Origin of the sequence: Nannocystis pusilla (genome assembly GCF_026626665.1) — a bacterium.
Lineage (GTDB): Bacteria > Myxococcota_A > Polyangia > Nannocystales > Nannocystaceae > Nannocystis > Nannocystis pusilla.
In genome coordinates this window covers 1,552,191-1,563,559 of record NZ_JAPNKE010000002.1, presented here as the reverse complement: position 1 = coordinate 1,563,559, position 11,369 = coordinate 1,552,191, and the positions used below count along the sequence as shown (strand labels likewise).

At 72.5% G+C, this 11,369-nt stretch carries 11 protein-coding genes; 5 read left to right on the top strand and 6 right to left on the bottom strand.

Annotation, left to right across the window (positions count from 1 at the left end; translation table 11 throughout):
• The first annotated feature begins 212 nt into the window (after window positions 1-212).
• From OV079_RS06965 to OV079_RS06955, 3 genes are all read left to right on the top strand, one after another.
• Window positions 213-1,220: an ADYC domain-containing protein gene (locus tag OV079_RS06965; RefSeq protein WP_267766965.1), complete on the top strand. Its 1,008-nt coding sequence runs from the start codon at window positions 213-215 to the stop codon at window positions 1,218-1,220.
• Between the two features lie 383 nt (window positions 1,221-1,603).
• The gene (locus OV079_RS06960) at window positions 1,604-2,839 is read left to right on the top strand and encodes an MFS family transporter (protein ID WP_420829394.1); all 1,236 of its coding nucleotides are present in this window, start codon (window positions 1,604-1,606) and stop codon (window positions 2,837-2,839) included.
• A gap of 226 nt (window positions 2,840-3,065) precedes the next feature.
• A complete protein-coding gene (locus OV079_RS06955) occupies window positions 3,066-4,028 on the top strand; it encodes a hypothetical protein (protein ID WP_267766964.1) in 963 nt (320 codons plus the stop codon).
• Between the two features lie 9 nt (window positions 4,029-4,037).
• On the opposite strand, the gene OV079_RS06950 is transcribed toward OV079_RS06955, so the two are convergent.
• Window positions 4,038-5,156, bottom strand: a complete 1,119-nt coding sequence (locus OV079_RS06950) for a M28 family metallopeptidase (RefSeq protein ID WP_267766962.1) — start codon at window positions 5,154-5,156, stop codon at window positions 4,038-4,040.
• A gap of 65 nt (window positions 5,157-5,221) precedes the next feature.
• Between OV079_RS06950 and OV079_RS06945 the strand changes: the two genes are divergently transcribed.
• Window positions 5,222-5,755 carry a DUF1579 family protein gene (locus OV079_RS06945; protein WP_267766961.1) on the top strand — a complete coding sequence of 178 codons (534 nt, stop codon included), beginning with the start codon at window positions 5,222-5,224 and terminating at the stop codon, window positions 5,753-5,755.
• On the opposite strand, the gene OV079_RS06940 is transcribed toward OV079_RS06945, so the two are convergent.
• The 5 genes from OV079_RS06940 to OV079_RS06920 form a co-directional block, all read right to left on the bottom strand.
• Window positions 5,725-6,489, bottom strand: coding sequence for a CAP domain-containing protein (locus tag OV079_RS06940; RefSeq protein ID WP_267766960.1), 765 nt, complete (start codon window positions 6,487-6,489; stop codon window positions 5,725-5,727). The genes OV079_RS06945 and OV079_RS06940 overlap by 31 nt on opposite strands.
• On the bottom strand, window positions 6,482-6,880 hold the full coding sequence (locus OV079_RS06935) for a hypothetical protein (RefSeq protein ID WP_267766959.1): 399 nt from the start codon (window positions 6,878-6,880) through the stop codon (window positions 6,482-6,484). Before OV079_RS06935 ends, OV079_RS06940 begins: the two co-directional genes overlap by 8 nt.
• 257 nt (window positions 6,881-7,137) lie before the next feature.
• Window positions 7,138-7,920, bottom strand: a complete 783-nt coding sequence (locus OV079_RS06930; protein WP_267766957.1) for a hypothetical protein — start codon at window positions 7,918-7,920, stop codon at window positions 7,138-7,140.
• Window positions 7,863-9,419 (bottom strand): TAXI family TRAP transporter solute-binding subunit, encoded by a 1,557-nt coding sequence (locus OV079_RS06925; protein WP_267766956.1) that lies wholly within the window; start codon window positions 9,417-9,419, stop codon window positions 7,863-7,865. The genes OV079_RS06930 and OV079_RS06925 overlap by 58 nt, the downstream gene beginning before the upstream one ends.
• Before the next feature lie 149 nt (window positions 9,420-9,568).
• A complete protein-coding gene (locus OV079_RS06920; protein WP_267766955.1) occupies window positions 9,569-10,357 on the bottom strand; it encodes a potassium channel family protein in 789 nt (262 codons plus the stop codon).
• Between the two features lie 205 nt (window positions 10,358-10,562).
• On the opposite strand from OV079_RS06920, the gene OV079_RS06915 reads away from it, so the two are divergent.
• Window positions 10,563-11,354 carry a sulfite exporter TauE/SafE family protein gene (locus OV079_RS06915; RefSeq protein ID WP_338089055.1) on the top strand — a complete coding sequence of 264 codons (792 nt, stop codon included), beginning with the start codon at window positions 10,563-10,565 and terminating at the stop codon, window positions 11,352-11,354.
• Window positions 11,355-11,369: the final 15 nt, after the last annotated feature.

The window sequence follows — 11,369 nt, the reverse complement described above, 5'->3', positions numbered from 1 at the left end:
ATTTTCGCGCTGGGGTAAAAGTATTTTAGCTAACGTAATTTTCAGTAGCTAAACCGAAAATAGTCTTGAAAATAAAGTACCATTACAAGTTAATCTGTCTAAAAATGTTCGCTTAAGCAGCTTGAAAAAAGAGCCGTCGGACCTTCGATTTTCGCTGGCCGAGCTTCGGGGACGCCACATGCACAAGCCACGAGCCGGAGCTGAGAGCCGCCATGAACATCCGCAACCTTGTTCCCTTCGTGATCCTGAGCGTCGCCTGTGTCACCGCGTGTGACGATATGGACCAGTTCGACGCCGCCGATGAGGACCTCGGCGAGGTTGCCCTGCGCCCCGGCAGCGGGCCCGCGGGCGGCGTGTGGCTGAACACCAGCTCGATCGGCTCGACCCCCTTCTCCGAGCTCGACCTCTCGGGCCTGGTCCACAAGGGCGCCCAATCCACGGGCGCCAAGCTGCTGCGCCCGGGCAACGTGTGGGTGAACGTCACCAGCGGCTCGGTCAAGGACGGGACGCTCGAGGCGAAGGTCGGCACGACGATCTACAGGGGCGCCGACCTGGTCGGCTCGCGCTGGGAGCTCACGCTCTTCAACGCCGACACCGACGGCGACGGCGACCACGACGCCGACGACGAGCCCGAAGTGGACGTCGAGCTCCGGATCGCCTCGTTCCAGCAGATCTCGCCGAAGGAGGCCCACTACACCTTCGAGACCGTCGACGAGCTGGGCAACGTCGTCCCGGTGTGCGACGCCGACACCGACGGCGTCCACACGATGGTGCCGATCAAGGACCTCACCGTGAACGAGGTCACCGGGCGGATGGGCAAGCGCAGCAACACGCTCTACCTCGCGTGTACCTCGGGCGCGGTCGGCAAGGCGGTGCAGTGGGGCTACAAGCCGTGGGAGCGGCCGATCGACGAGTTCGAGGTGGCCACCCGCATGGTCCGCGCCGACTACTGCTTCGACGGCACCTCGTACACGCAGACCGGCACGCACCTGCAGATCAAGGACAAGTACCAGATCAACACCTTCCTGCGCGCGGACGACCCGACCGAGGCGGTGTGGTCCAAGTCCGGGGTCCGTTGCATCAACACGCCCCGCAACGCCACCCTCACCGCGCCGCAGGTGCAGTGCGGCGGTCAGACCCTGCCGACCTGCGCGACCAACACCAGCATGACGACCTACTCGGACGCTCTGTTCTGGACCAAGATCGACGCGTCGATCTGAGGTCGGATCGCGGCGGCGCGGGCCGCCCGCCGGGTGCGTCGCCTCGACGTGCCGCGCCCCCGGTGACGAGCGGCCGGCTTTGAAATGCGGACGCGGTCGCGCGGCGCGGACATTGGGTGGGCCGCGAGCGCGGTGCCGTCGCGCGACCCGGTGTTCCGCGCCACTCGCTCGCTCGCTTCGCCGACCGCGGCGCTGCCCGCGACGTGCATTGCGATGTGACCTGTCTATGGTTCGCGCGCCGTCGGCTGTGGCACCCTGAGCGGCCGCAGCGTCGCGCGCCCGAGCACCATGAACGCAGTCACGTCGACCTCCGGAGGCCCCCGGTCGCCTCGCCGCCGCCGCAGGACATCGCCGCCGAGCGACGCCACCGCATCTTCGCCATCATGGCGGCGTCGTCCGGCAACCTGGTCGAGTGGTTCGACTTCTACGTCTACGCCTTCGCCGCGCTGTACTTCGCGCCGGCGTTCTTCCCCCAGTCGGACCCGACCGCGCAGCTGCTCAACACCGCCGGCGTGTTCGCGGCCGGCTTCTTGATGCGGCCGATCGGCGGCTGGCTGTTCGGGCGGATCGCCGATCGCCTGGGTCGCAAGACCTCGATGCTGCTGTCGGTCATGATGATGTGCGCCGGCTCGCTGGTGATCGCCTGCCTGCCCACCTACGCGCAGATCGGCATGTGGGCCCCGTTCTTGCTGCTGGTGTGCCGGCTGTTCCAGGGCCTCTCGGTCGGCGGCGAGTACGGCACCACCGCCACGTACATGAGCGAGGTCGCGCTCAAGGGTCGGCGCGGCTTCTACTCCTCGTTCCAGTACGTCACGCTGATCGGCGGCCAGCTGCTCGCGGTGCTCACGCTCGTGGTGCTCGAGCACCTGCTCAGCGAGGCCGAGCTCAAGGCCTGGGGCTGGCGGATCCCCTTCGTCCTCGGCGCGGTGGCGGCGGTGGTCGCCCTGCTGCTCCGCCGCACCCTGCACGAGACGCAGAGCGCCGCGGCCAGGGCCGACGCCGAGGCCGGCAGCGTGATCGGCCTGCTCCGTCACCACCGCGCCGCGTTCCTGACCGTGCTCGGCTACACCGCCGGCGGCTCGCTGTTCTTCTACACGTTCACCACGTACATGCAGAAGTACCTGGTCAACACGGTCCACCTGCCGATCCGGACCGCCAGCTACGTGATGACCGGCGCGCTGTTCGTGTACATGTGCCTGCAGCCGGCCTTTGGCGCGCTCTCAGACCGGATCGGTCGGCGCACCTGCATGCTGCTGTTCGGCAGCCTCGGCGCGGTGGCCACGGTGCCGATCCTGACGGCCCTGCAGCGCACCACCAGCCCGGTGACGGCCTTCTTGCTGATCCTCGCCGCGCTGGCGATCGTGAGCCTCTACACCTCGATCAGCGGCATCGTCAAAGCCGAGATGTTCCCCCCGGAGGTGCGCGCGCTCGGGGTCGGCCTCGCCTACGCGGTGGCCAACGCGATCTTCGGCGGCTCGGCCGAGTACGTGGCCCTGGCCCTCAAGTCGCTCGGCCACGAGACGTCGTTCTTCTGGTACGTCAGCGCGATGATGGTGGTGACCGCCCTCGTCAGCCTGCGCCTGCCGCGGCAACCGAGCTATCTGCAGCACGACCCGTGACCGGCGCGCGCCGCCGACCGCGGCGAATCACATGTCTCTCGGGACATCCCGCGCGACCGCGTCCGCTTCGCTCGGCGACATGTCCCCGAGAACAGGTCGATCCTCGCGCGACATCGTCCGCATCGACCCGTCTCCAGGCGCAGGTCGACCCTTGCTCCATCCTCCCCCGCGACATCGTCGGACGCACCAGACCCATCGGCCCGGCACGTGCGTGCTCTACCGCTGCATGCACCGCCGAGATTTCGCCCTCGGGCTCGTCGCCGCCGGCGCCTGGGCTTGCGGCGAGCGCCCGACCTCCGCGCCGCCTCCTCCTCGCCTGCTCGCGCCCGACCCCGCGCCCGAGCTCCCCGCGCCCGGTCCGCCCCCGCCCCCGGTCGCAACTTCGACCCTCGGCCCGCCCCTCATCCCTCGCGCCGCCCTCGACGCCCGCGCCGACACATTGCGCGAGCGCCACGCCGACCGCGGCTTCACCGTCCTCGTCGAGCCGCCCTTCGTCGTCATCGGCGACGAGTCGCCCGCCGAGGTCCAGCGGCGGGCCGATCGCACGATTCATTGGTCGGTGCTGCGGCTCAAGCAGGACTACTTCGCCCGCGACCCGGCGCGCATCATCGACGTCTATCTGTTCGCCGACCGCGCCAGCTACGGCCGCAACACCCACGAGTTGTTCGGCGAGGAGCCCGACACCCCCTATGGCTATTACTCGCCGCGGCACGCCGCCCTGATCATGAACATCGGCACCGGCGGCGGCACCCTCGTCCACGAGATCGTCCATCCGTTCATGGCCGCCAACTTCCCCGCCTGCCCCGCCTGGTTCAACGAGGGCCTCGCCTCGCTCTACGAGCAGTGCGGCGAGCACGGCGGCCGGATCGTCGGCTACCCCAACTGGCGCCTGCCGCAGCTGCAGACCGCCATTCGGGCCCGGCGCCTGCGCTCGTTCGCCGAGCTGTGCGCCACCGACTCCGACGAGTTCTACGGCGCGCGCTCCGGCCTCAATTACGCCCAGGCCCGCTACCTCTGCTATTATTTACAGGAGCAGGGTCGCCTGCGCGACTACTATCATGCCTTCGTCGCCGGCGTCGACCTCGACCCCGGCGGCTACGCCACCCTGCAGAAGGTCCTCGGCCACCGCGACATGCCCCGCTTCGAGCGCGAGTGGCGGCGCTTCGTCCTCGACCTGCAGTGGAGCTGAGCCGCGCGGTCACAGCCCGGCCGCCGCCGCGACCGCCGCGGTCGTCGCCTTGAGCACGTCGGTCGCGAACGCGTGGTCGAGCGTGTCCGAAGTGTCGAGCCCGCCCGTGCAGTGATACGCCGGGTTGCGGAACACCCCGGTGTCGAACACGTGCAGCGCCGGCAGCCCTCGCTCCCAGAAGCTGCGGTGGTCCGACATGCTCAGCACCCCGAACGCGTCGTCGTCGAGCTTCTCCGCGTCCGTCAGGGTCATCACCCCCGTCAGCCGGCCGAGGCGCTCCGCCCGCCGCTCCAGCTCGAGCGCGAACGGCTCCGCGGACGCGTCGGCGACCACCGCGATGAAGTCGGCGCGCCCCTTGTTGGCGGTCAGCTCGTCGGCCAGCCCGGGGAACCGCTCCGCCAGCGGCCCCGGGAAGATCTGCGAGTGCTCCGCCGCGCTCGCGTAGCCGATCATGTCGAAGTTGAACGCCACCGCCAGCTTCGCGCCCGTGAACGTCTGCGCGAACGCCCGCGAGCCGCGCAGCCCCAGCTCCTCCTCGTCCCAGCAGGCCACCATCAGCGTGCGCGGCAGCCTCGCCTGCCCGAGCACGCGCGCCACCTCGAGCGCCCCGGCCACCCCGCTCGCGTTGTCGTCGGCGCCGGGGCAGCCGCTGACGTGATCGTAGTGGGCCGCCAGCAGCACCACTTCGGACGCCGCCGCGGCGCCCTCGCGCGTCCCGATCACGTTGATCCCGGTCCCGTAGTCCTGGCGCTGCACCGCGAAGCCCGCCTGCTCGAGCGCCGCCGCGCAGCGGTCCTGCACCTTCTGCCAGTGGATCGATCCCGGCGGCCGCGACTGGGCCATGAACGCGACGTCCTCGGCCCACCGCGCCGGATCGACGCAGTCCATCAGCGCCTCCGGGCTGTCGCTGCCGCAGCGGGACGCGATCCCGGCGTCGGGCGCCGGCTCCGGGGTCGTCGCCGCCGCCGTCGTCCCGCCCGAGCTGCTCGATCCGCTCGTCTCGGCGGGCGCGCCCGTCTCCGTCGAACTGCTCGACGTCGCCGCGTCGCTCTCGCCGCTCGTGACCGGCGACGGGCACGCGCCGAGCCCGAGCCACATCATCCCGACCGCACGGCGGACCGCTCGCATCGCCGTCACTGTAGCACTCCCCACACCGGTGGATCGCCCGCCGCCGATCGCTTATGACCGGCGTCATGGCCCACCCCCTCACCGAACTCACAGGCTCATGGACCGGCCCCGCGCGCACCTGGCTCGACCCCGCGGGAGGCGAGCCGGACGTCGGCGACTGGCGCGTCCAGATCGAGTCGCTGCTCGAGGGCCGCTACGCGCGCCTCCGCTACGACGGCGTGTGCACCGGCAAGCTGCACCACGGCGAGATGACCCTCGGCGTCGACGACCACGAGCACACCCTGTACTGGATCGACACCTTCCACACCGGCGCCTCCCCTGTGGTCGACCGGGCCCGCGGGCCCCGCCATCGCGGTCCTCGGCAGCTACCGCGCCGGCGACCAGCGCTGGGGCTGGCGCACCGCCTTCCGCCGCGACGGCGACGAGCTCGTGATCGAGGCCACCAACATCGAGCCGAGCGGCGAGGAGACGCGCGCCATCGAGGTCCGCCTGACCCGCGTCGTGGCTGCCTGATCGAGCATGCTCGTCGGGACATGCCCGCTCGGCCATGCCCGTTCGGACATGTCCCTCAGGGGCAGGCGACCACCTGCACGTCGTAGCTGAACGGCTGCGGCACCCCGTTCACCTCGACCGTGTAGGTCTTGCCGGCCTCCGAGGTCCAGCCCTGCGGCGTCATGGCGATCGCGCTGGCCGAGCCGAACCCGCCCATGAGCGCCGTCGTCTTCACCGGCAGGTCGACCCCGCCCTCGCGGATCGTCACCTGCGCCGCGCCGAGGTCGATCGCGTCGCTCTGGATCGTCCAGCCCGTCTCGTCGACGTTGGCCCACGGCACCTCGGGCACGTGGATCGCGTCGATCGGCACCACCCCGGGCGGCGGCCAGGCCGTCCACGCCGCGTCGCCGCCGCCCTGCCCGCCGATCACCCACATGCACGAGTTGACGGCCGTCGACCCGAGCCCGACCGGCCCGAACCCGTTCGAGAGGATCCACCGCCGATGGCCGAAGGTCGTCGGATTGCCGGGATCGACCATGTAGAGGTCGACCGCGACCACGCCCGGCGTCGACGAGATGTTGCTGTTCTTCGCCGCCTGCGCCCCGTCGGCGCTGTAACAGTCCCACTGCATGGGCGGGTCGTGCGACAGCTGCCCGTTGGCGTGCATCATCAGCGCGCACTGCTGGGCCTTGGCATTGAGCCCGGCGTCGTGGCCGACCGCCGGCAGCCCCGCCAGCCAGCGGTACAGGTTGATCAGCTTGAGCGCGTTGTCGCGGCCCGGCGCGCCCGTGTCGCCCGCCTGACAGCCGGCGACCGCCCCGCTCCATGTCCCTTCAGACATGTCCGTCCGGTCCGCCGTCCAGCGCGCACACCTCCGCCGCCGGATCGACCGGCTCGCCGGTGGTGGTGCCGACGTCGCCGGCGGTCGTCGAGGCCGCGCCGGACGTCCCGCTGTCGGTCGGACCTGGCCCCGAGGACACCTCGTCCGGCCCCGTGGTCGTCGTCTCCGCGACGCTCGTGCTCGTCGGCGCCTCCGCGGTCGACGCCTCGCCGGTGCCCGGCGCGCTCGCGTCGCTCGTCCCCGGTCCGGTGCTCGCCGCGCTCGCGCCGGTGCTCGTCGCCTCGCTCGCGGTCTCGGGCGCGCCGATACTCTCGGTCACCTCCGCGACGCCCGAGTAGCAGCCGACGACGAGCACGAAGGACCACGCGAGAACGACGCGAGACGGCAGCATCTCGTCCCGCATACGACCTGACCGCCGCCGCAGTCAACCGGCGCGCGCCAGGCGACTCGCGCCCGCTCGTGGGGTCGACGGCCCGCGCCGCGATCGCGCGACGTCCTCGCCTCAGTCGATCGCGCCCGCGCTCGCGCCCTGCAGCACGTATGACTCGCCTCTGCGGCCTGCAGACCCGCCGACGCCGGGAGCGAAGGCGTGGCCCGACGCCGCGCACCGCTCCGCGTCGCTCGAGCCCCGCGTCGCGCGCGGCGCCGTCAGCTCGGCGCCGCGGCCTTGCGGCTCTCGGCCACGATCCGCACCAGGTCGGCCTCGTCCTCGCACAGCGCCACGATCAGGTCGCCCGGCACCAGCGTCTCGTCCGGCCGCGGGTTGACGATCAGCCGCCGCCGCAACTCCGCGTGCGACGTCCCGCCGGCCGGCGCCTTGCCGCCCGGATCGGCCGCGCGATACAGCCCCAGGGGCACCGCGCCGCCGCGCCCCTGCACCTCGAGCAGGGCGCGTCGGACCTTGCGCCACGGCTGTCCGATGAGCCAGGTCGGAGCCGGCGCCGTGTAGACCTCGGCGTTGTCGTCGGCGAACGCCACCACGCGGTTGAACAGCTCCGCGAACGCGCGGTCGCGGCACGCCATCACCAGCCAGCGGTGCGCCAGCGCCTGGCAATCGACCGGCACCAGCCAGGCCGCGAACGGCGAGAACACCTCCTCGCGCTCCGCCTCTGACGTCTCCACCAGAGTCACCGGCAGCGCCGGCGCGGTGCGGGCGATCTCGACCGACGTCGCCGCCACCCCGAGCGTCCGCGCCCGCTGCCCGCCGCCGATCGGGTCGCGCGCGCACGCCTGATGGACCGCGCGGGCGATCCGCAGCGGATCGTAGCTGGCCCCCGACCCGTCGCCGTCGCCGAGCACGATCACCCGCGACGCCCGCGGCAGCCGCAGCCCCGCCAGGTCCTCCGGCACCTCCGGGTTCGAGTGGTGGATCGTCAGCGCCTTGACCCGCGCCAGCTGCAGCCGCACCCGCCGCGGCAGCGCGTCGGACACCACCACGTGCAGCGGCCGGTGCCGCGTCGGCCCCGGCTGCGCAGCAGCCGGATCAGCGGCAGCATGTCCTCGCGGAAGTTCAGCACCACCAGGTGCCGGTTGAGCCGCCGCCACAGCCGCGTCTGCTCCTGCGCGAAGATGTTCGTCAGCGTCGCGGTGAACCACGCCAAGAGGCCGAGCCCGAGGATCGTCGCCGCCGCCCCGACCAGCCGCGCCGTCGGCGTCTTCAGCGTCTCGGTCGTGAAGTTGCCGGTGGCGAACGTGTTCATCTCCCAGAACGAGTCGTTCAGCGTCCGCAGCCTGGCGTTCGAGTCATGTTCCAAGGACCAGACGATGAACGTCGACAGCGTCACCACGCAGGCGAACGCCGCGAACGGCACCAGCGGGTTCGACAGCTGGCTCTCGATCCCCGCGCCCGGGACCCGCCGCCGCCGCAGCGCCCGGCGCACCAGGTACAGCACCACCCCCAGCGCCGCCGCGAACGCCCCGCCCTGCAGCCACGCCTGCCGGCGCTCGCTGGTCTCGTGCAGCTCCGCCACCGGGTGGAGCGGGATCGGCTCGCGCTCGGCGAACCCGCGCCACTCCACGCGGACCTTGAGGCTCGCGTACTTCGGGTCGCGCGCGAGCTTCTTGAGCCCGTGGATCATCGCCTCGACCGCCAGCCGGCGGTCGGCGAGGAAGGCCTCGTCCTCGACCCGCTCGCGCGGCGTCGCCACCACCACCACCGAGCTCACGCACACCGTCGGCATGCTGTACTCGAGGCCCGGATAGGTCCCGGTCTCGATCGGGCAGATCCGGTAATACGGGTAGCCGTCGATCAGGCGGTTCAGCACCGCCTCGGGCAGCGGGTTGAGGGTCGCCAGGCCCGACGCCAGCACGTCGCGGATCTCCGAGTGCCCGGGCTCGGTGGTCCGCAGCATCGTCAGCAGCTCGCGCCGGCTCATCGCCGCCAGCGCCTCGTCGGCCGTGCCCGCGAACAGCGGCAGCTGCTCCGCGGTGTGGCCGGCCGCGCCGAGGATCACCTTCGCCGTCTCGTAGCTGCCCGAGCCGTCCTTGCCCATGAACAGCGGCTCGCGGCCGATCTCGGCGAAGTCGTCGAGGCGCACCGGCCGGCGCACCAGCACGTGCACCGCCGCGTCGGACACCGCCGCGATCACCCGCAGCTCGGCCTTGTCGGCCTCCTCGGGCGACAGCTTGCACATCCACCCGCCCTTCGGGATCGCGCTGCCGCCCGCGTCCGCGTCGGCCAGCCCGGCCTTGAACGCCTCCGCCGCCACGTCGTACTGCACCAGCGCCGCGTCGAGCTCGCCCGACAGCAGCTTGTGGACGTTCTCGCACGAGCCCCGGGTCGCCTCCGGCGCGATCGTCACGCGCCCCTCGCCCTGGACCGCCTCGGCCAGCGCGTGCGCCGTCACGTCGAACCCGCCCTTCTTGGCCCCCGAGCCGAAGCGGACCGCGATCGCCTCGCCCGCCCGCGCCACGCCTGTCTGCAGGAACATGCCCAGGAGGACAGGCGCGATCGGCCATGTCCGCGAGAACATGCCCCGACGGCCAGGCAGCGAGACGCCCCGCCGCGCCCGCGACGAGCTCGCTGCGGCCGCGCGCTCGCCTCGCGCGGACGCGCCGTCGGGCCGCCGCTCCCCGCGCCTCACTCGGCCTCTCCGGTCAGCACCAGCAGCGCGCTCGCGTCGCGCAGCGGGCGGGCGGGCGGCGGGCTCAGCAGCATCGCGTCCGGCCCGCCCTCGCCGGGCGCGAACAGCCCGATCAGCGTCACCGGGCGGCCGCGGCGGTCGACCTCCACGTTCAGGCAGGCCTCGCGGAACGTGCCCGCGCGCAGCTCCGGCGGCACCGGCCAGGTCTCGACGCGCAGGCGCCCGCCGAGCAGCGCCAGCATGAAGCGGAACGCCCCGAGGTCGACGCACGCGTGGGCCAGCAGGGCCGCGCGCAAGAAGCCCGGGTAGAAGATCGTCGCCACGCCCAGGCCCTCGAACTCGTGGGTCGCCTCCGGGTCCTCGACCGCCACCACCACGTGCGGCGGCTTGCCCTTGCAGGCGCGCAGGATCGCCGTGCACACCAGGCGCGAGAACGCGTCGGTCTCGCCGTGGCCGCGCAGCGGCAGCACGATGATCGCGTCGGCCGCCGGCAGCCCGGCGGTGTCGGCGAAGAAGCGCGCCAGCGCCTCGACCCCGCCGCTCGCCGATCCCTGCCAGTACTTTTGGACATGTCCCGCGGGCAACTCGGCCAGCGCCGCCGCGACCGCCTCGGCCGGCGCCGGCCCGATCAGCGTCAGCTCCGGCGCCGGCTCGGCCGCCGCGATCGCCCGCACCAGCCCGAGCGCCTCCGGCGTCCAGTGGATCACCACCCAGCGCGGCCTCGTCGGCCCCGGAAGCCCCGTTGCGAGCTCCTCCGCCGCCGCAGTGTCCCCGCGCTCCGTCACGCCGCCGCAGCGTCCGCCCCAGCGCGCCCGCCTGTCAAGCCGCCTCCCGGCTTTCACCGCCGACACGATCGCTCGCGCCGACGCCGATGCACGCGGCCTCGCAGCGCGCGAGACCTGAACGCTGCGATCATGAACGCCACCTCATACCGGCGCTCGCGTCGGCGCGGCTGCCCCGGACTCGCCGCGCGCATGCTAGCGTCGGCGCCTGCGCTCCACCGAGATCCTCGCGCTGGCGCTCATCGCGCTGGTCTCCTTCGGCCTCAGCTACATCGGCGCCACCGTCGGCCTCGTGCTCGGGCAGCTGCGGGTGGCCCTCCTCGTCTACGTCCTCGGCAGCCCCGTCGCCGGGGCCGCCACCAGCCTCGCCATCTCCACCGCCGGCACCCTCGTCGGCACCTGGCGCCACGCCCGCGACGGCCGCGTCAGCCTGTGGCTGCTCGCCAGCGTCGGCGCGCCCTCGGCCGTCGCCGCCTTCGCCACCGCGCGCTGGGCCGGCAGCGTCGACGCTCGCCTCCTCAAGGCCGCCATCGCCGGCGTCCTCCTGCTCACCGGCGCCGCCATGCTGCGCCGCCGGCCCGAGCCCGCCGGTCCTTCCGAACATGTCCCTTCGCGCACCTTCGCCGTCCTCGCCGAGGTCGTCGTCGGCGCGGTCCTCGGCGCGGTCTCGGGCCTCGTCGGCCTCCTCCTCGGCAGCCTGCGCCTGCCGGCCATGATCCGCTACGCCCGCGTCCCGCCGCCCGTGGCCGTCGGCACCAACATGGCGATCGGCGCCGTCACCGGGCTGTCGGCCGGGGTCGCCACCTTCCTCGAAGGACAGATCGACCTCACCGCCTTCGCGGTCGTCACCCCGCTCACCCTGCTCGGCGCCAACCTCGGCGCCCGCCGCACCGGCGACCTCGACCCCGACAGCCTGCGCCGCTGGATCGCCTGGATCCTGCTCCTGTCCGCCGCCCTCATGCTCGGCGAACTCGGCCTCGAGCTGCGCCGCACGGCCTGACCGGCGCGCGTTGAC

What these genes read in the sequence shown, in the direction of transcription:
- OV079_RS06965 (WP_267766965.1), top strand. Translation starts at nt 213, where the DNA reads ATGAACATCCGCAACCTTGTTCCCTTCGTGATCCTGAGCGTCGCCTGT.
- OV079_RS06960 (WP_420829394.1), top strand. Translation starts at nt 1,604, where the DNA reads ATGGCGGCGTCGTCCGGCAACCTGGTCGAGTGGTTCGACTTCTACGTC.
- OV079_RS06955 (WP_267766964.1), top strand. Translation starts at nt 3,066, where the DNA reads ATGCACCGCCGAGATTTCGCCCTCGGGCTCGTCGCCGCCGGCGCCTGG.
- OV079_RS06950 (WP_267766962.1), bottom strand. Translation starts at nt 5,156, where the DNA reads ATGCGAGCGGTCCGCCGTGCGGTCGGGATGATGTGGCTCGGGCTCGGC.
- OV079_RS06945 (WP_267766961.1), top strand. Translation starts at nt 5,222, where the DNA reads ATGGCCCACCCCCTCACCGAACTCACAGGCTCATGGACCGGCCCCGCG.
- OV079_RS06940 (WP_267766960.1), bottom strand. Translation starts at nt 6,489, where the DNA reads ATGTCTGAAGGGACATGGAGCGGGGCGGTCGCCGGCTGTCAGGCGGGC.
- OV079_RS06935 (WP_267766959.1), bottom strand. Translation starts at nt 6,880, where the DNA reads ATGCTGCCGTCTCGCGTCGTTCTCGCGTGGTCCTTCGTGCTCGTCGTC.
- OV079_RS06925 (WP_267766956.1), bottom strand. Translation starts at nt 9,419, where the DNA reads ATGTTCCTGCAGACAGGCGTGGCGCGGGCGGGCGAGGCGATCGCGGTC.